We start from the raw sequence: 23,089 nt of genomic DNA on the forward strand, positions 1-23,089 counted from the left end.
TGTCTGGTCTGCTACGCGTCCAATCAGAAATTTTGATGCGCATCATCATCGGGGGCGCCCGCTGCCGGGCGCCCGCGACATCACGGGGGCCTTAGGCCGTTGCCGAGACGCCGTTGCGTTGCGCGTCGCGCGCCTGCTGCGCCAGCACCTGGGAAATCTGGTTCTGGATCTGCACGGCTTGGGCGTTCAGCGCCACCAGCTGCTGCGCCTTCATTTCGTCCGACATGCCGCTGGCCTTGATCCTGGCGATCTGCTCCATGATCAGCTTGAGCTGCTTTTGCAAGGCCTTGATCTGACGGGTGTATACGTCGTCGTTGTCGGTTTCCTCGCTGGCCTTGGCGGCATTCACTTTCGAGGCGCCCGGCGCGTTGACGCGGATCTTGCCTTCGTCGCTGACCGACACGGCTTCGCCGCCGGCAGCCGACTTGGCTTCTTTATTGGCCTGGATACGTTCGGCCCACAGGTCGGCCAACGAGTTGATTCGGGAGACGCCGCTGATGGGATTGGTCGCCATGAAGGCTCCGTTTGGTTATTGATCTTGGGGCTTTCCCTAGCTACGGCATTTTTGCTGCGAACTTAAGCATTGCCCCGTTTTCGCGGCCCCCTTTACACTGGCGCCCGCTCACCCCAACACCTTCTTTGGGATTCCCATGTCCAATTCCTATTTCCCGCGTTGGCGCCTGGCGGACGACGCCGAGCCCGGCGTCATCATTGCGCCCGATGAACGGCTGTCCTGGCCCAAGAACGTCGCCATGGGCGCGCAACACGTGGTGGCGATGTTCGGCTCGACCGTGCTGGCGCCCCTGCTGATGGGCTTTGACCCCAACGTCGCCATCCTGATGTCGGGGATCGGCACGCTGATCTTCTTCCTGTTCGTGGGCGGCCGCGTGCCCAGCTATCTGGGTTCCAGCTTTGCCTTCATCGGCGGCGTCATTGCCGTGACCGGGTACGCTGGGGGCGGGGCCAACGCGAACATCGGGGTGGCGCTGGGCGCCATCATCGCCTGCGGCCTGGCCTACACGCTGATCGGCGTCATCGTCTGGATCGTGAATGCGCGCTCGGGCGGCGGGGCCAACTGGATCGACACGCTGATGCCGCCCGTGGTGACGGGCGCGGTTGTCGCGGTGATCGGCCTGAATCTGGCGCCGATTGCGGCCAAGGGCGCGATGGGCGCGTCGGGCTTCGATACCTTCATGGCGCTGGTCACCATCGTCTGCGTGGGCGGCATCGCCGTCTATACGAAGGGCATGGTTCAGCGGCTGCTGATCCTGGTCGGCCTGATTCTGGCCTGCGTGATCTACGCCGTGCTGGCCAATGGCATGGGGCTGGGCAAGCCGATCGACTTCTCCGGCGTGGCGGCGGCCGCCTGGATCGGGCTGCCGCATTTTGCGGCGCCCGTCTTCAAGGCCGAAGCCATGGGCCTGATCGTGCCGGTTGCGATCATCCTGGTCGCCGAAAACCTGGGCCACGTGAAGGCGGTCAGCGCCATGACCGGGCAGGATCTGGACCGTTACCTCGGCCGTGCTTTCGTCGGCGACGGCGTGGCGACGATGGTCTCGGGCGCGGTGGGCGGCACCGGCGTCACGACCTACGCCGAGAACATCGGCGTGATGGCGGTTACCCGCATTTATTCCACGCTGGTCTTCGTGGTGGCCGCGCTGATCGCCATCGTGCTGGGCTTCTCGCCCAAGTTCGGCGCGCTGATCCAGACGATTCCCGGCCCGGTTCTGGGCGGGATGTCAGTCGTGGTGTTCGGCCTGATCGCGATCGCCGGCGCCCGCATCTGGGTGGTCAACCAGGTGGACTTCAGCGACAACCGCAACCTGATCGTGGCCGCCGTGACCCTGGTGCTGGGCGCGGGCGACTTCACGATCAAGCTGGGCGATTTCATGCTGGGCGGCATCGGCACCGCCACTTTCGGCGCCATCATTCTGTACGCTTTGCTGCGCCGCCGCGCGCCGGCTGTCGTCTGATCGGGTTAGCCTGCGCAGGGTCTTGCGGCCCGCGTAGGCTGGCGCCCGATCAAGACCGCGACAAACGCGCCGACGACTTGGCGTGGGCAAGCGGGGAGGCCACCACTGGCGTGGCGTCAATCACTTGCCCCGACTGCGTCTTGAAGACGGCAGTCGTCTCGGACAAGCGGCGCGCCTGCTCCTCCATGGCGGAAGCGGCGGCTGACGCCTCTTCCACCAACGCCGCGTTCTGCTGCGTTACCTCATCCATTTGCGAGACCGCCAGGCTGACCTGATCGATGCCGCTGGCCTGTTGGGCCGAAGCGGCCGAGATCTCGCCCATGATGTCCGTCACCCGCTGCACGGACGCCACAATTTCCTGCATGGTCTGCCCGGCGGCCGCCACCTGGGCCGACCCGGCCTGCACCGTATCCACCGACGCTTCAATCAGGGTCTTGATCTCTTTGGCGGCCTGCGCGGCGCGCTGCGCCAGGTTGCGCACTTCACCCGCAACCACCGCGAATCCCTTGCCCTGTTCCCCCGCGCGGGCCGCTTCCACGGCGGCGTTCAACGCCAGGATATTGGTCTGAAAGGCAATGCCATCAATCACCGAGACAATGTCGGCGATCTTGCGGGAGCTGTCCGAAATGCCTTGCATGGTCGACACGACCTGGCCCACGTTATGCCCGCCGCGCTGCGCGACGTCCATGCTGATGGCGGCCATCTGATTCGCTTGTGCGGCATTTTCGGCGTTCTGCTTGACCGTGGCGGCAAGCTCCTCCATCGTGGCGGCGGTTTCTTCCAGGGCGGCGGCCTGCTGCTCGGTGCGGGTGGACAGGTTGGCGTTGCCTGCGGCAATTTCAGCCGCGCCCACGTTGATCTCTTCTACCCCCTGGCGCACGGTGGTCACCGTGCGGGTCAGGCCTTCCTGCATCCGCTTAAGTGAAGCAAACAGCGCGCCGATCTCATTGTTGGAGCGGCTGTCGACCCGTTGGGTCAGGTCGCCTGCGGCGATACGATCAAAGTGGCGGCCAGCCTCTTGCAAAGGCAGCAGCACGCCACGGCGGATGAAGGTCCAGCACAGGGCGGTCAATAGCAGGGCGGCGGTCAGCAGGGCGGCGGAAGAAATCCGCGCATTCGAATACGTGGCTTGCGAGCTGGCCAGCACCCCGTCGCTGCGTTCCTGCACCCGGGCCAGGAACGTTTTCATGTCCCGCACGAAGTTCACATCCGCCTGGCGCGTGCGTCCGACATCCTGCTGATACTTCGCGGCGGAGCGTTCCTTGATGGCGGCGCTTAGCGTGTCCAGCAGGGTGGCGTATTCCGTGAAGCGGCCTTGCAGCGTCAGCGCCAGCGCCTGGCCGCGTTCGCTTTTGGGCACCTCCATGTAGCGGGCGAATCGTTCACGCGCCTGCGCCAGTTCGGCGGCGGCTTCCTGCTCGGCCGTGCGGGTCTGTTCGGCGTTTCCGGCCAGCATGCCCGCCAGCGCGTCGTCCAGCGCCAGCCGGGTACGCAGCAGGGCGCCATTGGCCTCATATAGCGGGTCGACCTGGTGGACGGCCACCGTGTTCAGATCTTCGATTTCGCGCACGCTGTGCTCCGCATTCAGCCAGCTCAACCCGCAAGCCAGCCCCAGCGCGACGACGAAGCAGGCCAGCACCAGCAGCATGCCTGTACGGACTTTCATTTTTTCCAGCATGAGAGCTCCTCAGTCTAGAACGCGGCTCTGCACGCGGTGACAGGGGCGGCCCCGCCACGCGGCGCGCAGCGACGAACGTCGGACCGGATGGCAGCGATGCGTTCGTCTGAACATGCACATCACGCACAATCGATATCGCGGCGGCTTCTGCCGCGATGCCCGCACTTGAAATCTGGAGATACGCCGGTGACTACAGGCTGGTATCTAATTGTTATTAATCCTGCTTGTTTTCGGTTATACCGTTTTTGTTGATTTTCCTGCGCCCAAACTTTTTAAATTTCGCCATCAACGGCGAAAAACTATCCTTAAGTATCTTTTGTGCAACGCGCGCTGGGGCGGTTGGGTCGCCATCGCCCGCCAATTTAAGGATTGTTGAGGAAATGCCCGGTTTTAGCGGGTTACAGCGGTGAATTGCGCCGAAAACCGCGTTTTTTCCAGCGGCTTGCAATTCCGGTGGACTTTGCCCACAATATGACTTTGATTGCCCCGGTTCCGACCCGAGCCGGGGTTTTGTTTTGGTCGTCCGCGCCGCTCGTCTTGCTTCAAAAAAGCCCCAGACGCCATGCGCGCGCCAGGGTAACGACCTTCACCGAGAACGCTCCGTCGGGGCGTTTTTCTACTTTTGTTTGGGAAACGACATGTCTGCCATTCCTTTGACCGTGCGCGGGGCCGAGCGCTTGCAAGAAGAGCTCCAACGGCTGAAAACCGTGGAACGTCCTGCCGTGATTAACGCCATTGCTGAGGCGCGTGCGCAGGGTGATCTGTCGGAAAACGCCGAATATGACGCCGCTCGCGAGCGCCAAGGCTTTATCGAAGGCCGGATTGCCGAACTTGAAGGCACGCTTTCCAATGCTCACCTGATCGACCCGACGTCGCTCGACGCCGAAGGTCGCGCCGTGTTTGGCGCCACCGTCGACATCGAAGACCTGGATTCCGGCGACCGCGTGACTTACCAGATCGTTGGCGACGTTGAAGCCGACATCAAGTCCAACCTGATCTCGGTGTCCAGCCCTGTGGCGCGCGCACTGATCGGCAAGAGCGAAGGCGATGTTGTCGAGGTCAAGGCCCCGGCAGGCGTTCGCGAGTATGAAGTTCTGGGCGTGCGTTACATCTGACGCATCCGCCCAAGCGGTAAATTGTCAAAACGCCATAGCCCGAACCCTGCGTTCGTTTGATTTCCGCGGTACATTCGCGGATCGCTATGGTGGACCGGGCGCGCAGAGCGCCCGTTTTTGTGCCCGGCCTTACCTTTTCGTCGTCTTGCGGCTGGTGCCGCTGCGAGCACCGGCGCGCAAGCTCAGCGCACTGCCCGCGCGGCGCGGAATGCCGTGGCCGCTGACGGTAGCGCGTTTGTTGCTGGGGCGCATGGGCTTGCCGTTCTTGTTCAGCTGGTCCTGGGGCACGAAGCGCGTTTTGGCGGCTTTGGGCTCTTCGGTTTCGCTGCGGCGCGGACGCTTGCCCAAAGTCTTGCCTTCGGCGGCCAGCTTCTTGGGCGTGTACGGCTCGGAGGCGCGGCGCTTTGCAGGCGCTTCGGGCTCCATGGCGGCCAGTGCGGCGGGCTTGACGTTGCCGGCCAGCGGGCGGAAAAGAATCAGGGTCTTGCCCAGGTGATGCACCGCGGCGCAGGACAAAGTGTCGCAAATCGTCGACAACATGGTCTCGCGGGCCTCGCGGTCATCGCCGCCGGCGCGTACCTTGATCAGGCCGTGCGAAGTCAGTGCCAGGTCAATTTCCTTAAGCACGGCTTCGGTCAGGCCATTGTCGCCAATCAGGACGACGGGGCGCAGAGGGTGAGCGGCGGAGCGAAGGTCGCTGCGCTCACGAGAGGTAAGTTCTAATATAGGCATGCGTGGAATTGTACGGTAATGGCCAAGAATAAATTCTCTAAAGACTGGATTCACCAGCACATCAACGATCCCTATGTGAAGCTGGCGCAACAGAAGGGCTATCGGGCCCGGGGCGCTTTCAAGCTGATCGAGCTTCTGGACAACGAAAAGTTGCTCCGCCGGGGAGACCTGGTCGTCGATCTGGGTTCGTCGCCCGGCAGTTGGTCCCAAGTGGTGCGAGAGCGCCTGACGGGGCCGGGCGGCATCGTGGACGGACGTATTATTGCGTTGGACATGCTTCCCATGGAACCCATTGCGGGCGTGGAATTCATCCAGGGCGATTTCCGCGAAGACGAAGTTCTGAAACAATTGGAAGACATGGTTGGATCGCATGCCGTGGACCTTGTTATTTCAGACATGGCCCCCAACTTGTCAGGCGTGGGTATTGCCGACGCCGCGCGCATCCAGCATGTGTGTGACCTGGCGATGGAATTTTCCCGCGCTCACCTCAAGCCCGACGGCGTGCTGATCGTCAAGGCTTTTCACGGCAGCGGTTTTTCGCAGATCGTGCAAAGCTTCAAGCAGCACTTCAAGCGGGTGGTCGAGCGCAAGCCGAAGGCATCAAGGGCCAAGTCCTCTGAAACCTTTCTGGTTGCCCGCGATCTCAAGTAACCCCGGGCCGGGGCATGTGGCTCCGGAATCCCGAAGAACTTACCTGCTTGCCGAGACAACGACCACCACAACGAAGAATCAGACGTAACACCACGGACCCCAGGGGCCCCAGGACGCAATCGGGTCCAACAGGGTAGAATGGGCTATTGACATACTTGTGACTGTGCCATATGCGGGTGCGCGGTTGCCGGTCGGAATCGAAAGCAGGAGATCGACCTTGAATAATTCATTTTCGAAAGTCGCTGTCTGGATGGTGATAGCCCTAGTGCTGTTCACCGTCTTCAAACAGTTCGACGGACGCGCTCAGACCCAGGACGGCGTGACCTACACGCAGTTCATGGACGACGCCAAGGCGGGACGTATCCGCAAGGTCGACGTTCAGGGCGATGTGCTTTACGTCACCCCGGACGCGGGCCGCGCCTACACGCTGACTTCGCCTGGCGACCTCTGGATGGTCTCCGATCTGCTGAAGTACGGCGTCCAGGTGTCGGGCAAGCCGCGCGAAGAGCAATCGCTGCTGATGAGCATCTTCGTGTCGTGGTTCCCCATGCTGCTGTTGATCGGCGTCTGGGTATTCTTCATGCGACAGATGCAGGGCGGTGGCAGAGGCGGGGCGTTCAGCTTCGGCAAATCTCGCGCCCGCATGCTCGACGAAAACACCAATCAGATCACGTTCGCTGACGTTGCCGGCTGCGATGAAGCCAAGGAAGACGTCCAGGAACTGGTCGATTTCCTGCGCGACCCCAGCAAGTTCCAGAAGCTCGGCGGCCGCATTCCCCGTGGCGTGCTGATGGTGGGCTCGCCCGGTACCGGTAAAACGCTGCTGGCCAAGGCGATCGCAGGCGAAGCCAAGGTTCCCTTCTTCAGCATTTCCGGTTCGGACTTCGTTGAAATGTTCGTCGGCGTGGGCGCGGCCCGCGTTCGCGACATGTTCGAAAACGCCAAAAAGCACGCTCCCTGCATCATCTTCATCGACGAAATCGATGCGGTGGGCCGTCAGCGTGGCGCCGGCCTGGGTGGCGGCAACGACGAACGCGAACAAACGCTGAACCAGATGCTGGTTGAGATGGACGGTTTCGAATCCGGCCAGGGCGTTATCGTCATCGCCGCAACCAACCGCCCCGACGTGCTGGACCCGGCGCTGCTGCGTCCCGGCCGTTTCGACCGCCAAGTGGTTGTGCCGCTGCCCGATATCCGTGGCCGCGAGCAGATCCTGAAGGTCCATATGCGCAAGGTTCCGTTGTCGCCTAACGTCGACGCGACCATCCTGGCGCGCGGTTGCCCGGGCTTCTCCGGCGCCGACCTGGCCAACCTCGTCAACGAGGCCGCACTGTTCGCCGCTCGCCGTAATGGCCGCACGGTGGATATGTCCGACTTCGAAAAGGCCAAGGACAAGATCATCATGGGCGCCGAGCGCCGCTCGATCGTCATGCCCGAAGAGGAACGCAAGAACACCGCGTACCACGAGTCCGGCCACGCCATCGTTGCCCGCATGCTGCCCAAGACCGACCCGGTTCACAAGGTCACCATCATCCCGCGCGGCCGTGCGCTGGGCGTGACGATGCAGTTGCCTGAAACCGATCGCTACAGCATGGACAAGGGCCGCTTGCTGTCCACCATCGCCGTGCTGTTCGGTGGCCGTATCGCCGAAGAACTGTTCATGGACCAGATGACGACGGGCGCCTCGAATGACTTCGAACGCGCCACCGCCATCGCCCGCGACATCGTCACGCGCTACGGCATGACCGACGAGCTGGGTCCGATGGTCTACGCCGAGAACGAAGGCGAAGTGTTCCTGGGCCGCAGCGTCACCAAGACGACTCACATGTCGGAAGCCACCATGCAGAAGGTGGACACCGAGATCCGCCGCATCATCGACGAGCAGTACAGCGTCGCGCGCAAGATCCTGGAAGACAACCGTGACAAGGTCGAAGTGATGACCTCGGCGCTGCTGGAATGGGAAACCATCGACGCAGACCAGATCAACGACATCATCGAGGGCCGTCCTCCGCGTCCCCCGAAAACGCCACAAGGTCCGTCGGATTCGACGGACACGCCGCCCAGCACGGGTCTGGCGGCTGGCGGCAGCACGGCTGCAGCAGTCTGAGGTTCTTTGTCCTGAGTTATGGCAAATAACTTTCTTTGCGGGCGCTTCGAGTTTGATCTCGAGCGCCCGCTTGTCATGGGTATCGTCAATGTCACGCCGGATTCTTTTTCCGACGGCGGCCAGCACGACGATACGGATTCCGCGGTGGCGCATGCGCGCCAGTTGATCGAAGAAGGCGCTCAGATCCTGGATCTGGGCGGCGAGTCCACGCGCCCCGGTGCTGATCCGGTGTCGGTGGCCGATGAGCTCGACCGGCTGTTGCCCGTGATCGAAGCGCTGCGCGATTGCGGCGTGCCGCTGTCCATTGATACCTTCAAACCCGAAGTGATGCGCGCTACGCTTGATGCGGGCGCGGACATGATCAACGACATTTATGGCTTCCGTCAGCCCGGCGCTATTGAGGCAGTGGCGCAGTCGCGTTGCGGGCTGTGCGTGATGCACATGAAGGGCGAGCCTCGCACCATGCAGGCCGCCCCGCCCGAATACACCGACCTGCTCGGTGAAATCGGACTCTTCCTGGGCTCGCGTGCGCAGAAGTTGCGCGCCGCCTGGGTCGACCCCCGCCGTATCGTGCTGGACCCGGGCTTCGGCTTTGGCAAGACGGCGGACCAGAACTTTCAATTACTGCGCCGGCTGTCCAGCCTGCGCAGCACAGGTTATCCATTGCTGATCGGCCTGTCGCGCAAGAACATGATTGGCCAGGCCACCGGCCGGCCGGTTGGCGACAGGCTGCCCGGCAGCATTGCCGCGGCGCTTGCCTGTGTGTCTCGTGGGGCTTCCATCGTGCGTGTGCACGATGTTGCCGCCACCGTGGATGCGCTTAAGGTATGGCATGCGGCTGAACAAGGAGCAATCAGTTCATGATTCGACGCAAGTATTTTGGTACCGATGGCGTACGTGGCGAAGTGGGCGGTCCGGTGATCAACGCCGAATTCGCCTTGCGCCTGGGCTATGCGGCGGGCCGCGTCCTGGCGCGTGAGCACGCCGCGCGCGGTGGCAGCCGCCCTCAAGTCGTCATCGGCAAAGACACCCGCATCTCGGGCTATATGCTGGAATCCGCCTTGGAAGCCGGCTTGTCGGCGGCGGGTATTGATGTGTTGCTGGCCGGCCCCATCCCGACGCCGGCCGTCGCCTATCTGACGCGCGCATTGCGTCTGGTGGCGGGCATCGTCATCAGCGCCTCGCACAATCCTTATCAGGACAACGGCATCAAGTTCTTCTCGGCGCAGGGCATGAAGCTGCCTGACGAGATCGAAGCCGACATCGAGGCCGCGCTGGACGAGCCGCTGGGCTGCGTCAGCTCTGAAGGCCTGGGTCGCGCGCGCCGCATGTCGGACTCGCAAGGCCGCTACATCGAATTCTGCAAGAGCACGTTCCCCAACGATCTGGACCTGAACGGGATGACGATCGTGGTGGATGCGGCGCACGGCGCGGCCTACAACATCGCCCCGCATGTGTTCCGTGAGCTGGGCGCCGAAGTGCATGCCATCGGCGTGCACCCCGACGGCTTCAACATCAACAAGGGTGTGGGCGCGTTGCACCCCGAGATGTTGGCCAAGGAAGTGAAGGCGCGCGGCGCGCAGTTGGGCATCGCATTGGACGGCGACGCCGACCGCTTGCAAGTGGTGGATGGCGACGGCCGTATCTACAACGGCGACGAACTGCTCTACGCCATCGTGCGCGAGCGCATGCAGCGCGGCACGGTGGACGGGGTGGTCGGCACGCTGATGACCAACTTCGGTTTCGAACGCGAAATGACCCGCTTGGGCGTCGGCTTTGAGCGCGCCAACGTGGGCGACCGCTACGTGCTCGAGCAAATGCAATCGCGCGGCTGGCAGTATGGCGGCGAAAGCTCCGGCCACCTGCTGTGCCTGGATTGTCACTCCACGGGCGACGGCATCATCGCCGCCCTCCAGGTGCTGACGGCCCTGCGCCGCAACGGCACGACGATGGCGGAGTGGGTCAGCGACCTGCGCATGTACCCGCAGAAGATGATCAACGTGCCGCTGACCCCGGGTCAGGACTGGAAAACCCACGCCGGTTTGACCGCCGCGCGCAAGGCCGTTGAAGCCGAGCTTAACGGCCGTGGCCGCATTCTGATCCGCGCCTCGGGCACGGAACCGAAGCTGCGCCTGATGGTCGAAGCGGAAGATGAAGCCCTTGCCGTTTCCAGCGCCGAGAAGCTTGCCGCCAGCTTGGCGTAAGCACCCCAGGCCCTTTGAATTGAAAGCCACTCACCGCGTTGCGGTGGGTGGCTTTTCTGCATTGGGATGCAGTATTGAATTGTAAAGTTTTGTCGAGATTTGCCTAAAGTTGATCTATCTCCGCCGAACTAAACTTCATAGTCACGTAACATATCGGTCAAGTCTTTGACATACAGGGCGTCCACACTGACTGGACTCTCTAGGAGCTTCGCGCAATGCTGGAACTAGCACGCATTAATCCCAGTCGTAATCCCGCTGAACCATGGCCGGGCGCCGCCCCGAAGGTGCTGGCGGTCGGCCTGGCGCGCACGGCGGAAGAAATCGAGCAGATTCAACGTCTGCGCTACGACGTCTTCACTGAAGATATGGGCGTGGTCTTTCCCGACGCCCAAGATGGAATCGAACACGATCGCTTCGATCCCTTCTGCGAACATCTGATGGTTCGCGAAGTGGATACCGGCCGCATCGTCGGCACCTACCGCATCCTGACCCCCGAAAAGGCGCGCGAAGCCGGCGGCTATTACTCGCAATCTGAATTCGATCTTTCCGGTCTGGGTTCGATTCGCGATGAGCTCGTCGAAGTCGGCCGCTCTTGTACGCACAGCGACTACCGCAACGGCGCCGTCATCATGTTGCTGTGGTCCGGCCTGGCGGAATACCTGCGCCGCGGCGGCTACGAATACGTGCTGGGCTGCGCCAGCGTGAGCCTGCGCGACGACGGCGTCACTGCCGCGGAAGTCTGGCGCACGATCTCCAAGCAGCTGCCGCAAGACGGCGAGCCGCAAGTCAAACCGCTGCATCGCTATCCGGTGGAAAAGCTGAACAGCACGCTGCCGGCTCGCGTGCCGCCGCTGATCAAGGGTTACCTGAAGCTGGGCGCCAAGGTGTGTGGCGAACCCGCCTGGGACCCGGATTTCAACGCCGCCGACTTCCCGGTGCTGTTGAAGATGGAGCGCATGGACGAACGCTACCGCCGCCACTTCGGCCTGGACCAGCCGGCGGCCCAAACGATGGCCCAACCGCTGGCCCAACCCACGGCCATCAACGGCCAGCGCTGATCATCATGCGCCGCCTGATCCGCCGTATGAAAATCAGATTGATACGGCGGGCCACGCGGCCCTTGCGCATGGAGCTCAAGCAGCTCCATCGCCAGACAGATTTGTCGCCGTTCTAAGTTGATTCTGCTTGCACAGTAAAACGGGCGATGGCATTGCCGCCATCGCCCGTTTTTTCGTCCGCGCGCGGCATGCGCGCGCAAGCGTCAGAATTCAAGCAGTTCGAACGAGAAACCCACCTTGTTCCATTCCGCTTCTTCCGCGCGCAGCGTGAAGTCGCTAAGCGGATGTTGCGCCAGCCATTCGCGGTTGACGCGCACGACGATGGAGTTATCGCGCACGGATGCCGTCAACGGCAGCGGCTCGATTTCACCGCGGCGGCGGAACAGCAGCACCGCCAGGCGCAGGCTAAGGATGGCCTTCCATTGCGGACGCGTGCGGATCAGCGGTTCCAGCTTGGTCAGCTTGCCCTGGTGGCCCAGCGCCAACAGCGCCAGCAGTTGCTGGTCGGCCCGCGAGAAGCCCGGCATGTCGGCGTTTTCCAGCACGTAGGCGGTGTGCTTGTGATACGCATTGTGCGCAATCGACAGGCCCACTTCGTGCAGGTCGGCAGCCCAGCCCAGCGCGGGGCGGAGTTCGGCGCGTTCGGGGCCTTCGGGGAACATGGCGTCAAACAGCGTCAGCGCGGCGTGGCGCACGCGGCGGGCCTGGTTCAGGTCGACGTGATAGCGCTTCATGAACTGGCGTACCGATTCGTCGCGCTTGTCGTGCTCGTCGTCGCGGCCCAGCAGGTCGTACAGCACGCCCAGACGCAATGCGCCGTCGCCGGTGTGCATGACTTCAATGCCCAACTCATCGAACAACGCGCTCATGATGGCCAGCCCGCCGGGCAGCACATCGGAGCGTTCGATCTTGATGCCGGGCAGCTCGGACGGAATGACGCGGCCTGAACGCACGATGCGGTCTTTCAGCTTGGCCAGGCCGGCGCGCGTGATGCCGCGGTCCGAGAAACGGCTTTCGGTCAGGATCGCAAACAGCGCCTTGGCGGTGCCAGACGAGCCGTAGGCTTCCTTCCAGCCCATCTTGCGGTACTGCTTGGCGATGACTTCGATTTCGCGGCGCGCGGCCAGTTCGGCCTGCTTCATCTGGTGCGCATCGACCACGCCATCAGCGAAGAACTGGCGGCTGTAGCTGACGCAACCCATGTACAGCGACGACATCAGCCCGGGCTCGTGTCCCTTGCCGATGATGACTTCGGTGGACCCGCCGCCGATGTCGATGACCAGCCGCTTGTTGGGCGACGGGGGCAGGGTATGGACCACGCCCGAGAAGATCAGGCGGGCTTCTTCGCGGCCTGCGATGACTTCAATGGGAAAGCCCAGCGCGGCTTCGGCGCGGGGCAGAAAGTCTTTGGTGTTGCGGGCGACCCGGAACGTGTTGGTGGCGACCGCGCGAACCCGGTTGGGATGGAAGCTGCGCAGGCGGTCGCCAAAGCGCTCCAGGACGGCGATGGCGCGCTCGATGGCGTCGTCGCCAAGACGTTTCTCGGCGTCCAGGCCGGCGGCAAGCCGGACGGTTTCCTTGAGACGATCAATCTGATAAATCTGGGGCGTACCGTCCTGTTGAACGATGCGTCCGATGGAGAGGCGGAAGCTGTTGGACCCGAGGTCCACCGCGGCCAGAAGTTGATCCATGCGGCTCGTAATATTGGCTTAGAGGTGGCCTGATTATAGAGACCCCATATGACAGTGCCCTGCGCTACGGGTTTTCGCTTATGGAACAGGGGCTTGGCGGCATATCGCGGGTGCGCCATATGTCCCGATTTAGGCGTACGCTATGGTTTTGCCGCGGTGTCATAGAACCGTCACTCTTTTGCAGTAAAACTCCACGCTCCCTCCTTACGTATGGAATCCGGTATGCCCACACGCCCGCCTGGCGAGCCCTTGCTCATGAATCGCGAGTTGTCGCTGCTTAAGTTCAACGATCGTGTGCTGGCGATGGCGGAAAATCCGAAGACGCCCCTGCTGGAGCGGCTGCGTTACGTGTGCATCGTGAGCTCGAACCTGGATGAGTTCTTTGAGATCCGGATCTCCAGCCTGAAAGAGCAGCAGCGCCAGTCGCCCAACCTGGTCGGCCCCGACGGCATGACGCCGGACCAGGCGTTCGACAACGTCCAGCAGGCCGTCCACGCGCTGGTTGCCCGCCAGTACAACCTGCTGAATGACGAAATTCTGCCCGCCATGCAGACCGAGGGCATCACCCTGCATCACGCGTCCGAATGGAACGCCGAGCAGCAAGAGTGGGCGCGTGAAGTCTTCAACCGCGACGTGATGCCGCTGTTGACGCCCATCGGGCTGGACCCGGCGCACCCGTTTCCCCGGGTCTACAACAAGAGCCTGAATTTCATCGTGTCGCTGGCTGGGGCCGACGCCTTTGGCCGGCAGGCATCGATTGCCGTGGTGCAGGCGCCGCGCGCCTTGCCGCGCCTGATCAAGATGCCGCCGGAACTGTCCGGCCATCCCGAAGGCTTCATCTTGCTGACCTCGCTCTTGCGCGCCTTTGTGGGCGAGCTGTTCCCGGGGCTGGAGATGCTGGGGTGCTACCAGTGGCGGGTCACGCGCAACAGCGATCTGTTCGTGGACGAGGAAGAAGTCACCAATCTGCGCCACGCGCTGCAAGGCGAGTTGTCGCAACGCAATTTCGGCGCGGCGGTGCGGCTGGAGATCGACAAGCTCACGCCCGTCGAACTGGAAACCTTCTTGCAGCGCGAGTTTTCGCTGAAGGCCGAGGACACCTACCGCGTGCCGGGGCCGGTGAACCTGTCGCGCCTGATGCAGCTGTGCAATTCCGATTTGCGGCCCGACCTGCTGTTCCCCGACTATCGCGCGCCCGTGCCGGCGCCGTTTGACCGCATCGGCGACAAGCCGCATGAATTGTTCGAGGCCGTCGCCCAGCAAGACCGTTTGCTGCACCATCCGTACCAGTCGTTTCAGCCCGTCATCGATTTCCTGACCGCGGCCGCGCTCGACCCCGACGTAATGGCCATCAAGCAGACCATCTACCGCACCGGCGAAGATTCCGAGCTGATGAAGATTCTGCTGGCCGCAGCGCGCGCCGGCAAGGAAGTGACGGTGGTGGTGGAGCTGATGGCGCGCTTTGACGAGCAGACCAACATCAACTGGGCATCCAAGCTGGAAGAGGTGGGCGCGCATGTGGTGTACGGCGTCGTGGCGCACAAGACGCACGCCAAGATGGCGGTGGTGCTGCGCCGGGAAAAGGGCCGTCTGCGCCGCTATGCCCACTTGGGCACGGGCAACTACCACCCGCGTACCGCGCGGCTGTACACCGACTTCGGCCTGCTCACGGCTGATCCGAAACTGTGTGAAGACATGGACAAGGTGTTCGCGCAGCTGACCGGGCTGGGCGCGCGCCGCTCGCTGAAGGCGTTGATGCAGTCGCCTTTTACCATGCATGACGGCATGGTGGCGCTGATCCGCGCCGAAGCGCGCGCGGCCAAGGCGGGCAAGCGCTCGCGCATCATGGCCAAGATGAATTCGCTGCTGGAAGAGCAGATCATCGAAGAGCTCTACAAAGCCAGCCAGGCGGGCGTGAAGATCGACCTGATCGTGCGCGGCGTGTGCGCATTGCGCGCGGGCGTGCCGGGTCTGTCCGAAAACATCCGGGTGCGCTCCATCGTGGGCCGCTTCCTGGAGCATTCGCGCGTCTTCTATTTCTTCGCCGAGGGCGAGGAAACGGTGTACTTGTCGTCGGCTGACTGGATGGACCGCAACTTCTTCCGCCGCGTGGAAATCGCCTTCCCCATCTACGACAAGACGTTGAAAAAGCGTGTCATCGACGAGGCGTTCACCTACGCCCTGCGTGATAACCAACTGGCATGGCAGCAACAGCCCGATGGCGACTACGCCCGGGTCAAGAGCCGCCGCGAGCCGTTCAACGTGCATCAGTACCTGATGGAGAAGCTGGGCGTGTAACGGCAGGGGGGACACGTGGACTGTCACAGAACGACGCGTCCCTGAATTTCGCGGCCGCCCGGGTTTTCCAGGGCGGCCGCGGTGTTTTCAGGGGGAGCGCAGGGCGGAAACGGTGTCGTATGAAGCGTATGTGACTGTCACTATCTTGTCACGTTGGGCTTCTAAGATGCGAGGGTCGCTGAAAGACAGGCACTAGAAAAAGCCTGACTAGACTCCTCCAACGAGCACAGAAGGAACCCTGATGTTCAAACGTGTCTTCAAACAAGTTTCCCTGGGCGTCGCGCTGAGCGCCGCCGTGTTTGCTGTCCAGGCCGCCGATGTGACCGGCGCCGGCGCATCGTTCCCGTACCCGATCTACGCCAAGTGGGCGTCGGACTACAAGGCAGCCACCAACAACGCGGTCAACTACCAGTCGATCGGTTCGGGCGGCGGCCAGCAACAAATCATCGCCAAGACCGTCGATTTCGGCGCCTCGGACGATCCCATGAAGGCCGCTGACCTGGAAAAGAACGGTCTGCTGCAATTCCCGGCTGTTATCGGTGGCACCGTTGCCGTCGTGAACATCGACGGCGTCGAACCCGGCAAGCTGAAGCTGTCGGGCGCCGTGCTGGCCGACATCTTCCTGGGCAAGATCAAGAAGTGGGACGACAACGCCATCAAGGCGCTGAACCCCGACGTCAAGCTGCCGTCCGCCGACATCATCGTCGTGCACCGTTCGGATGGCTCGGGCACCACCTTCGGCTGGACCAACTACCTGTCCAAGGTGTCGGCTGACTGGAAGTCGCAAGTCGGTGAAGGCAAGGCCGTCAAGTGGCCCGTGGGTCAAGGCGGCAAGGGCAACGAAGGCGTCGCCGCCTACGTCGGCCAGCTGAAGAACTCGATCGGCTACGTGGAATACGCCTACGCCAAGCAGAACAAACTGGCTTGGACGCAGCTGCAGAACAAGGAAGGCAAGTTTGTTCAGCCGGAACAAAAGGCCTTCGCTGCCGCCGCCGCCAACGCCGACTGGAAGAGCGCGCCGGGCATGGGCGTGGTTCTGACCGACGAGCCGGGCGCCGATTCGTGGCCCGTCACCGCCGCCACCTTCATCCTGATCCACAAGTCGCAAGACAAGCCGGCTCAGGGCAAGGCCGTGCTGGAATTCTTCGACTGGGCGTTCAAGAACGGCGCCAAGTCGGCTGAAACGATGGACTACGTGCCGCTGCCGGAAGCCGTCACCAAGGAAATTCGCGCTGCTTGGGGCGAAGTGAAGGCTGCCGACGGCAAGGCTGTCTGGAAGTAAATGGATGTAGCGCGCGGGGAGGCTGGCAAGAACGCAGTCCTTCCCGCGCGCAACGCATCAAGCAGCCGCTCCTTGAATTCCTGAATGGAAGGGCAAGGGCGGCTTGCAGCAACACCTTCGATGTTTTCCCCCAGGTTCTCTAAGGAAAGTCCATCCATGAGCGCGGTAATGGATAATAGTGTGCCGCTTTCGCCCAGCGTGGCGGACTCCGTGACTACCGGCACGCCTTCGCCTATGAAGCAAAATAAAAACGCGCTGATGGATGCGCTATTCAAGAATCTGACCCGCCTGTTCGCCTTCCTGGTGTTCATTTTGCTGGCGGCGATTCTGGTATCCCTGATCTACGGCAGCCGCGAGTCGCTGGCCAAATACGGCCTGTCGTTTTTGTGGCTGAACGACTGGGACCCGGTCAATCAGAACTACGGCGCGGTGGTGCCCATTATCGGCACTCTGCTGACGTCCGCCATCGCCCTCATCATCGCGGTGCCGGTCTCGTTCGGCATCGCGATCTTCCTGACTGAATTGTCGCCAACCTGGCTGCGCCGCCCGTTAGGCACGGCCGTTGAAATGCTGGCCGCCATTCCGTCCATCATCTACGGCATGTGGGGCTTGTTCGTCTTCGTGCCGGTGTTCCAACAATATGTGCAGCCGTTCCTGATCGCCACCTTGGGCAACGTGCCTGTTATTGGCGGCATGTTTGCCGGCCCGCCGTTTGGCATCGGCATCTTCACCGCCGGCCTGATCCTCTCGATCATGATCATTCCGTTCATCGCCGCGGTGATGCGCGACGTGTTCGAACTGGTGCCGGCGATGCTGAAGGAATCGGCCTACGGCCTGGGCAGCACGACCTGGGAAGTGATGTGGCGCGTGGTGCTGCCGTTTACCAAGTCGGGCGTCATCGGCGGCATCATGCTGGGCCTGGGGCGCGCTTTGGGCGAGACGATGGCGGTCACCTTCGTGATCGGCAACGCGTTCAAGTGGTCCGGCTCGCTGTTCTCGCCGGGCAACTCGATCGCCTCGGCGCTGGCCAACGAATTCAATGAAGCGGGCGGCATTCAGAAGTCGGCATTGCTGGAGCTGGGCCTGATCCTGTTCCTGATCACGACGATCGTGCTGGCGCTTGCCAAAGTGCTGCTGGTTCGCCTGTCTGCTGGCGAAGGCAAGAAGACCTGACGCGGCGCGAGCACAAGGAAAAGATCATGGCTGTCTCCGTACTCAATATGCAGAATGGCGTTTACCGCCGCCGCCGCATCCTTAACCGCATCATGCTGACGGTGTCGCTTGGCACGCTGGTGTTCGGTTTGTTCTGGCTGTTCTGGATCATCCTGACCCTGCTGACCAAGGGCGCCCCCGCGCTGTCCTACACGCTGTTCACCGAGATCACGCCGCCCCCGGGTCAAACCGGCGGCCTGATCAATGCAATTTTCGGCAGCGTGGTGATGGCGGGCGTGGGCACGCTGATCGGCACGCCGGTCGGTATTCTGGCTGGCACCTACCTGGCCGAATATGGCCAGCGCGGCTGGCTGGCGCCGGCCACGCGCTTTTTGAACGATGTGCTGCTGTCCGCACCGTCCATCATCATCGGCCTGTTCATCTACGCCGTGTACGTGGCGCAGGTGGGCCATTACTCTGGCTGGGCGGGCGCACTGGCGCTGTCCATTCTGGTGATTCCGGTGGTGGTGCGCACAACCGACAACATGCTGCTGCTGGTGCCCAACAGCTTGCGTGAAGCGGCTGCTGCGCTGGGTTGCCCCAAGTGGCGCATGATCACGCTGGTGTGCTATCGCGCCGCCAAGACCGGCATCATCACCGGCGTGCTGCTGGCCATTGCCCGGATCTCGGGCGAGACCGCGCCGCTGCTGTTCACCGCACTGTCCAACCAGTTCATGTCATTCAACATGAATGCGCCGATGGCCAACCTGCCGGTGGTTATCTACCAATACGCCGCCAGCCCCTTCAAGGACTGGAACGACCTGGCCTGGGCCGGGGCCACGCTGATTACGTTGCTGGTGCTGGGCATCAACATCATTGCCCGCAACATGTTCCGCAAGTAAAGATCGCTTTGCCGGCGCGCATGGCGCGCCGGAGCCAAGGGAAAAGAAATGGAAAACACCGCTACCGCCGTCAAGAACAAGATCGAGGTCAAGAACCTGAACTTCTACTACGGCAAGTTCCATGCGATCCGCAATGTGAACATGTCGATCCAGGAGAAGAAGGTCACCGCCTTCATCGGCCCCTCGGGCTGCGGCAAGTCGACCTTGTTGCGCACGTTCAACCGCATGTTTGAGCTGTATCCGGGCCAGCGCGCCGAAGGCGAAATCATCCTGGACGGTGAGAACCTGCTGACGGCCAAGACCGATATTTCGCTGATCCGCGCGAAAGTCGGCATGGTGTTCCAGAAGCCGACGCCGTTCCCGATGAGCATCTACGACAACATCGCGTTTGGCGTGCGCCTGTTCGAACGCCTGTCCAAAGGCGAGATGGACGAGCGCGTGGAATGGGCCCTGAGCAAGGCCGCGCTGTGGAACGAAGTGAAAGACAAGCTGCACCAAAGCGGCAACAGCCTGTCGGGCGGCCAGCAACAGCGTCTGTGCATTGCACGAGGCGTGGCCATCAAGCCGGAAGTGCTGCTGCTGGACGAACCCTGCTCGGCGCTGGACCCGATTTCCACCGCCAAGATCGAAGAGCTGATCGCCGAACTGAAGAACGACTACACGGTCGTGATCGTGACGCACAACATGCAGCAAGCCGCGCGCTGCTCGGACTACACCGCCTACATGTACCTGGGCGAACTCATGGAATTCGGTCAAACCGACCAGATTTTCGTGAAGCCGTCGCGCAAGGAAACGGAAGACTACATCACGGGCCGTTTCGGCTGATTTGCCTGCATTAATGCAAAAAGCGCGCCGCATCGCCGCCAGCACCGTTCCCGCAGCGGGTGGGATTCTGGTATAGTCTGCACCCTTCGGGGCGTAGCGCAGCCTGGTAGCGCATCTGCTTTGGGAGCAGAGGGTCGTGAGTTCGAATCCCACCGCCCCGACCAAAAAAATCAAAGGGTTAGCTCAATGACATTGAGCTAACCCTTTTTCTTTGGCCCTCCTTCGAGGCGGGCCCCAGGAATGCAGCTGGACGCCGTCTTGCCCCCCGGGCAGGCATCATTGGGCGAGGCGACTCAGGCCACGCCAGTCGAATCGGCCGCCCCCCATGCAATAGATGTCCGCACCCGCGTTACTTCCGACGGGCTGCTTAACGACGGACAATAAGCTATCGCACATTCCTGATTTTTCCCCATTTAAAGCTTTCAGCATGACTGACATCGAAAGTCGCCACATCGACGAAATCGCGGCCTTGCTGGCGGTGGCCGCCGAGCGGTCCTTTGCCTCGGCGGGCCGGTCGCTTGGCCGCCATCCAACCATCATCTCCAAACGAATCGCGTCGCTGGAAGTTCGCCTTGGCGTCAGGTTGGTGGAACGAACGACCCGGCAAGTGCAACTGACCGAGGCCGGGAAAAGGCTGGCCGACAAACTCAAGGTTGCCATGGACCTACTGGACGAGGCGCAGTTGGAAGCGGCCGAGCAGGCTCGTGAATTGCACGGCACGCTAAGAATCGCGTTGCCGGCGACGATGGGACGCCAGTGGCTTGCGCCGCGCCTGCCATCCTTCATGAACTTGCACCCGAAGCTGGTGCTGGACGCGCAATACAGCGACGCCGTCATCGATTTAATCGAGGGCGGATTCGATGCGGCTATCCGGATCGGGCATCTGCCCGACAGCCAGCTCGTCGCCCGAAAGCTGGCAAGCCATGAACGCATTCTTGCCGCCTCGCCTGAATTCATTGAGCGCCATGGTATGCCCAGGAAACCTTCCGACCTGCAAAAGCAAAACTGCCTGGGTAACCCCAGCCTGAACTCGTTTCCGATGTGGCGGCTTTCAGATGGGCGGCGAGTGGAAACCATCCGTGCAAACGGCACGCTGCGCACCAACGACCCCGTCGCGCTGCTTGAAGCCGCGCGGGCGGGCGTCGGAGTGATCGGTGCCGGAGAGTGGTTGGTCGCCCGCGACCTGGCGGCCGGCACCTTGGTGCGGGTGCTTCCGGCGTGGACGTTCGACCGGGAAGGGGGCATTTATCTGGTCCGCCCCACGCGGCGCTATGCGCCGGCAAGGACGGAGGCGTTTGCCGAATGGATTGCAGAGGTGTTTCGTCACGTTCCCTGGTCCGGCAATGCGCAAACCTAGCGTCGCGTGGCGTTATTGCTGCATCCCGTGCAGCAATGACCTGCAACCAGGAGCTATGGCGTCGGGCAGGCCATTCGCGTGAAAATTCCTTTATTCACCGCATCTCGATAAAGGAAGCGATGACACAAAGGAAACACATGGACGTTGAGCACATTGCGGCATTCTCGGACGCGTCGTCCGGCGGCAATCCCGCTGGGGTTGTTATTTGCGAAACACTGCCCCCAGCGGATGAAATGCAGCGCGTCGCCCAGCAGGTCGGCTATTCGGAAACCGTCTTTGCGGCGCCGCTGAAAGACGGGTGGCGGGTGCGCTACTTCTCGCCGCTGGTCGAGGTGGATTTTTGTGGTCACGCCACCATTGCGCTGGGCGCCGCGTTGGCGAAACGACAGGGTTCTGGCACCTTCGCGCTTCAACTCAACCAGGCGGAAATTACCGTTGACGGACACCACTCGCAGACGGAGTGGAGCGCATCGTTTCGGTCGCCTTCCACGCGAAGCGGTGGCGTCCCGCAGGCGTTGCTTCAAGAGGCTCTGACGCTCTTCAATCTGCATCAAACCGACCTTGATCCACGGATACCGCCCGCGCTGGCCCATGCCGGAGCCAACCATCTTGTTCTGGCTTTGGGGTCACGCGACGCGCTAAGGCGTATGAACTACGACATCGCGCAAGGCCAAGCCTTAGCCAGCGGTGAAAACCTGACTACGTTTTGCCTGGTCTACGCCGAACAAGATCAACATTTTCATGTGCGCAATCCGTTCCCGCTGGGCGGCGTGTTCGAAGACCCCGCCACCGGCGCCGCCGCCGCCGCGCTGGGTGGCTATTTGCGTGATATCGGCTGGCCTCATGGGGCAAACATCCGTATTGATCAAGGCGACGACATGGGTGTGCCCTGCCGTATCCGTGCCGACATCGGTGCGGCAAGCGGCGAAGGCATCCGCGTTTCTGGCAATGCCCGGCTGATGGCGCAGCCTTGAATGGCATTGCGGCCATCAAATTAACGTAGCGCCCGCGTGGCGTACAAAAAGGAATGCAGATGAAAGCAGTGGGTTTTTGGACGAAAGGCTTGCCAAGCTGCGATGAGCGCTCGCTTGAAGATTTGCAATTGGCCGACCCTGCGCATCCGAAAGGCCGCGATCTGCTGGTACGGGTGCATGCTGTGAGCGTCAATCCGCGCGACGTCAAAAGCCGCATGAGCATGGACCCGTCAAACGGCGCTCCGGTGGTGCTGGGCTACGACGCCTCGGGCGTCGTTGAGGCCGTTGGGCCAGAGGCAAGCCTCTTCAAGCCGGGCGACGAGGTCTATTACGCGGGCGTCCTGAATCGCCAAGGCGCCAATGCTGAACTGCAATGGGTGGATGAGCGGATAGTCGGCAGAAAACCCACCACACTTGAACACGCTACCGCCGCCGCGCTTCCCCTGACCTCGCTGACCGCCTGGGAAATGTTGTTCGACCGCCTGTCCTTGCCTCCCGGCGGCGGCGCCGGCGAAAGCCTTCTCGTGATTGGCGGAGCGGGCGGCGTGCCGACGATGGCCATTCAGATCGCGCGCCAGCTCACGCACGTCACGGTTATTGCCACGGCGTCCCGGCCCGAGAGCGAAGCCTGGGTGCGCACGATGGGTGCCCACCAAGTCATCAACCACTTTCACCCCTTGCCCGCGCAGCTTGAGGCTATCGAAGCCCTTGCTCCGGTTACCCGGATCTTCTCTACCCACACTACGCCGAAGAATTGGGCCGAGATGGCACAGGTCATCGCGCCGCAGGGCCGCCTCGGGCTAATCGACGACCCCGAGCCATTGGACCTGCGCCTGATGAAGTTCAAGAGCGTGTCGATGCATTGGGAGGCGATGTTCACACGACCCATGCATGCCACGGCCGACATGCAGCGGCAGCACGACATCCTGAACACCGTGGCGGACTTGATCGACAACAATACTTTGGTTGCGCCGCATGTCACGTCCTACGGGACGATCAACGCCGCAAACCTGCGCAGGGCGCACGCGGCGCTTGAAGAGGGCCACACGGTCGGGAAGATAACGCTCGCGGGCTTTTGACAGGACGTTGT

The 23,089-nt window shown here is 62.2% G+C and carries 19 protein-coding genes and 1 tRNA gene; 16 read left to right on the plus strand and 4 right to left on the minus strand.

All coding sequences use genetic code 11. From position 1 onward, the window contains the following. Nucleotides 1-91: 91 nt before the first annotated feature. Nucleotides 92-514 (minus strand): FlxA-like family protein, encoded by a 423-nt coding sequence (locus ACFZAI_RS06700; RefSeq protein ID WP_391566166.1) that lies wholly within the window; start codon nt 512-514, stop codon nt 92-94. A gap of 136 nt (nt 515-650) precedes the next feature. On the opposite strand from ACFZAI_RS06700, the gene ACFZAI_RS06705 reads away from it, so the two are divergent. Beyond that, nucleotides 651-1,973: a solute carrier family 23 protein gene (locus ACFZAI_RS06705; RefSeq protein WP_391566167.1), complete on the plus strand. Its 1,323-nt coding sequence runs from the start codon at nt 651-653 to the stop codon at nt 1,971-1,973. 49 nt (nt 1,974-2,022) lie between these two features. Here the strand turns inward: ACFZAI_RS06705 and ACFZAI_RS06710 are convergent, their stop codons facing one another. Continuing rightward, a complete protein-coding gene (locus tag ACFZAI_RS06710; RefSeq protein ID WP_391566168.1) occupies nt 2,023-3,651 on the minus strand; it encodes a methyl-accepting chemotaxis protein in 1,629 nt (542 codons plus the stop codon). Nucleotides 3,652-4,289: 638 nt separating this feature from the next. Between ACFZAI_RS06710 and greA the strand changes: the two genes are divergently transcribed. After that, nucleotides 4,290-4,766, plus strand: coding sequence for a transcription elongation factor GreA (gene greA / locus ACFZAI_RS06715; protein ID WP_054427942.1), 477 nt, complete (start codon nt 4,290-4,292; stop codon nt 4,764-4,766). 129 nt (nt 4,767-4,895) lie between these two features. Here the strand turns inward: greA and ACFZAI_RS06720 are convergent, their stop codons facing one another. Continuing rightward, nucleotides 4,896-5,498 (minus strand): YhbY family RNA-binding protein, encoded by a 603-nt coding sequence (locus ACFZAI_RS06720; protein ID WP_391566169.1) that lies wholly within the window; start codon nt 5,496-5,498, stop codon nt 4,896-4,898. 18 nt (nt 5,499-5,516) lie between these two features. On the opposite strand from ACFZAI_RS06720, the gene ACFZAI_RS06725 reads away from it, so the two are divergent. From ACFZAI_RS06725 to ACFZAI_RS06745, 5 genes are all read left to right on the plus strand, one after another. Further along, nucleotides 5,517-6,149, plus strand: a complete 633-nt coding sequence (locus ACFZAI_RS06725) for an RlmE family RNA methyltransferase (RefSeq protein ID WP_006222881.1) — start codon at nt 5,517-5,519, stop codon at nt 6,147-6,149. 217 nt (nt 6,150-6,366) lie between these two features. Next, the gene (ftsH, locus tag ACFZAI_RS06730) at nt 6,367-8,256 is read left to right on the plus strand and encodes an ATP-dependent zinc metalloprotease FtsH (protein WP_391566170.1); all 1,890 of its coding nucleotides are present in this window, start codon (nt 6,367-6,369) and stop codon (nt 8,254-8,256) included. 18 nt (nt 8,257-8,274) lie between these two features. Continuing rightward, nucleotides 8,275-9,120: a dihydropteroate synthase gene (gene folP, locus ACFZAI_RS06735; RefSeq protein ID WP_391566171.1), complete on the plus strand. Its 846-nt coding sequence runs from the start codon at nt 8,275-8,277 to the stop codon at nt 9,118-9,120. Then, entirely contained in the window at nt 9,117-10,460 is a 1,344-nt protein-coding gene (gene glmM / locus ACFZAI_RS06740; protein ID WP_391566172.1) for a phosphoglucosamine mutase, read from the plus strand. Before folP ends, glmM begins: the two co-directional genes overlap by 4 nt. A gap of 215 nt (nt 10,461-10,675) precedes the next feature. After that, nucleotides 10,676-11,518 (plus strand): GNAT family N-acetyltransferase, encoded by an 843-nt coding sequence (locus ACFZAI_RS06745; RefSeq protein WP_391566173.1) that lies wholly within the window; start codon nt 10,676-10,678, stop codon nt 11,516-11,518. A 203-nt stretch (nt 11,519-11,721) separates the two neighbouring features. Here the strand turns inward: ACFZAI_RS06745 and ppx are convergent, their stop codons facing one another. Continuing rightward, nucleotides 11,722-13,209 (minus strand): exopolyphosphatase, encoded by a 1,488-nt coding sequence (gene ppx, locus ACFZAI_RS06750; RefSeq protein WP_391566174.1) that lies wholly within the window; start codon nt 13,207-13,209, stop codon nt 11,722-11,724. Between the two features lie 222 nt (nt 13,210-13,431). Here ppx and ppk1 point away from each other — a divergent pair, with 222 nt between their 5' ends. From ppk1 to ACFZAI_RS06795, 9 genes are all read left to right on the plus strand, one after another. Continuing rightward, entirely contained in the window at nt 13,432-15,507 is a 2,076-nt protein-coding gene (ppk1, locus tag ACFZAI_RS06755; RefSeq protein ID WP_391566175.1) for a polyphosphate kinase 1, read from the plus strand. Nucleotides 15,508-15,748: 241 nt separating this feature from the next. Continuing rightward, nucleotides 15,749-16,789 (plus strand): phosphate ABC transporter substrate-binding protein PstS, encoded by a 1,041-nt coding sequence (gene pstS / locus ACFZAI_RS06760; RefSeq protein ID WP_391566176.1) that lies wholly within the window; start codon nt 15,749-15,751, stop codon nt 16,787-16,789. 156 nt (nt 16,790-16,945) lie between these two features. Next, nucleotides 16,946-17,962, plus strand: a complete 1,017-nt coding sequence (pstC, locus tag ACFZAI_RS06765) for a phosphate ABC transporter permease subunit PstC (RefSeq protein WP_391566177.1) — start codon at nt 16,946-16,948, stop codon at nt 17,960-17,962. A gap of 26 nt (nt 17,963-17,988) precedes the next feature. Continuing rightward, a complete protein-coding gene (gene pstA, locus ACFZAI_RS06770; protein ID WP_082134619.1) occupies nt 17,989-18,843 on the plus strand; it encodes a phosphate ABC transporter permease PstA in 855 nt (284 codons plus the stop codon). Between the two features lie 48 nt (nt 18,844-18,891). Further along, nucleotides 18,892-19,668 (plus strand): phosphate ABC transporter ATP-binding protein PstB, encoded by a 777-nt coding sequence (gene pstB / locus ACFZAI_RS06775; RefSeq protein ID WP_006221056.1) that lies wholly within the window; start codon nt 18,892-18,894, stop codon nt 19,666-19,668. Between the two features lie 87 nt (nt 19,669-19,755). Then, nucleotides 19,756-19,832 (plus strand) — tRNA-Pro (locus ACFZAI_RS06780). A 263-nt stretch (nt 19,833-20,095) separates the two neighbouring features. Continuing rightward, on the plus strand, nt 20,096-21,025 hold the full coding sequence (locus ACFZAI_RS06785) for a LysR family transcriptional regulator (RefSeq protein WP_391566178.1): 930 nt from the start codon (nt 20,096-20,098) through the stop codon (nt 21,023-21,025). 137 nt (nt 21,026-21,162) lie between these two features. Next, nucleotides 21,163-21,999, plus strand: a complete 837-nt coding sequence (locus tag ACFZAI_RS06790; RefSeq protein ID WP_391566288.1) for a PhzF family phenazine biosynthesis protein — start codon at nt 21,163-21,165, stop codon at nt 21,997-21,999. A 59-nt stretch (nt 22,000-22,058) separates the two neighbouring features. Continuing rightward, entirely contained in the window at nt 22,059-23,078 is a 1,020-nt protein-coding gene (locus ACFZAI_RS06795) for a zinc-binding alcohol dehydrogenase family protein (RefSeq protein WP_391566179.1), read from the plus strand. Nucleotides 23,079-23,089: the final 11 nt, after the last annotated feature.

The sequence above is a fragment of the Achromobacter sp. NPDC008082 genome (assembly GCF_042957345.1).
GTDB lineage: Bacteria > Pseudomonadota > Gammaproteobacteria > Burkholderiales > Burkholderiaceae_B > Achromobacter > Achromobacter kerstersii_A.

Coding starts and splice junctions, on each gene's coding strand:
- ACFZAI_RS06700 (WP_391566166.1), bottom strand. CDS start 514: ATGGCGACCAATCCCATCAGCGGCGTCTCCCGAATCAACTCGTTGGCC.
- ACFZAI_RS06705 (WP_391566167.1), top strand. CDS start 651: ATGTCCAATTCCTATTTCCCGCGTTGGCGCCTGGCGGACGACGCCGAG.
- ACFZAI_RS06710 (WP_391566168.1), bottom strand. CDS start 3,651: ATGCTGGAAAAAATGAAAGTCCGTACAGGCATGCTGCTGGTGCTGGCC.
- greA (WP_054427942.1), top strand. CDS start 4,290: ATGTCTGCCATTCCTTTGACCGTGCGCGGGGCCGAGCGCTTGCAAGAA.
- ACFZAI_RS06720 (WP_391566169.1), bottom strand. CDS start 5,498: ATGCCTATATTAGAACTTACCTCTCGTGAGCGCAGCGACCTTCGCTCC.
- ACFZAI_RS06725 (WP_006222881.1), top strand. CDS start 5,517: ATGGCCAAGAATAAATTCTCTAAAGACTGGATTCACCAGCACATCAAC.
- folP (WP_391566171.1), top strand. CDS start 8,275: ATGGCAAATAACTTTCTTTGCGGGCGCTTCGAGTTTGATCTCGAGCGC.
- glmM (WP_391566172.1), top strand. CDS start 9,117: ATGATTCGACGCAAGTATTTTGGTACCGATGGCGTACGTGGCGAAGTG.
- ACFZAI_RS06745 (WP_391566173.1), top strand. CDS start 10,676: ATGCTGGAACTAGCACGCATTAATCCCAGTCGTAATCCCGCTGAACCA.
- ppx (WP_391566174.1), bottom strand. CDS start 13,209: ATGGATCAACTTCTGGCCGCGGTGGACCTCGGGTCCAACAGCTTCCGC.
- ppk1 (WP_391566175.1), top strand. CDS start 13,432: ATGCCCACACGCCCGCCTGGCGAGCCCTTGCTCATGAATCGCGAGTTG.
- pstS (WP_391566176.1), top strand. CDS start 15,749: ATGTTCAAACGTGTCTTCAAACAAGTTTCCCTGGGCGTCGCGCTGAGC.
- pstC (WP_391566177.1), top strand. CDS start 16,946: ATGAGCGCGGTAATGGATAATAGTGTGCCGCTTTCGCCCAGCGTGGCG.
- pstA (WP_082134619.1), top strand. CDS start 17,989: ATGGCTGTCTCCGTACTCAATATGCAGAATGGCGTTTACCGCCGCCGC.
- pstB (WP_006221056.1), top strand. CDS start 18,892: ATGGAAAACACCGCTACCGCCGTCAAGAACAAGATCGAGGTCAAGAAC.
- ACFZAI_RS06785 (WP_391566178.1), top strand. CDS start 20,096: ATGACTGACATCGAAAGTCGCCACATCGACGAAATCGCGGCCTTGCTG.
- ACFZAI_RS06790 (WP_391566288.1), top strand. CDS start 21,163: ATGGACGTTGAGCACATTGCGGCATTCTCGGACGCGTCGTCCGGCGGC.
- ACFZAI_RS06795 (WP_391566179.1), top strand. CDS start 22,059: ATGAAAGCAGTGGGTTTTTGGACGAAAGGCTTGCCAAGCTGCGATGAG.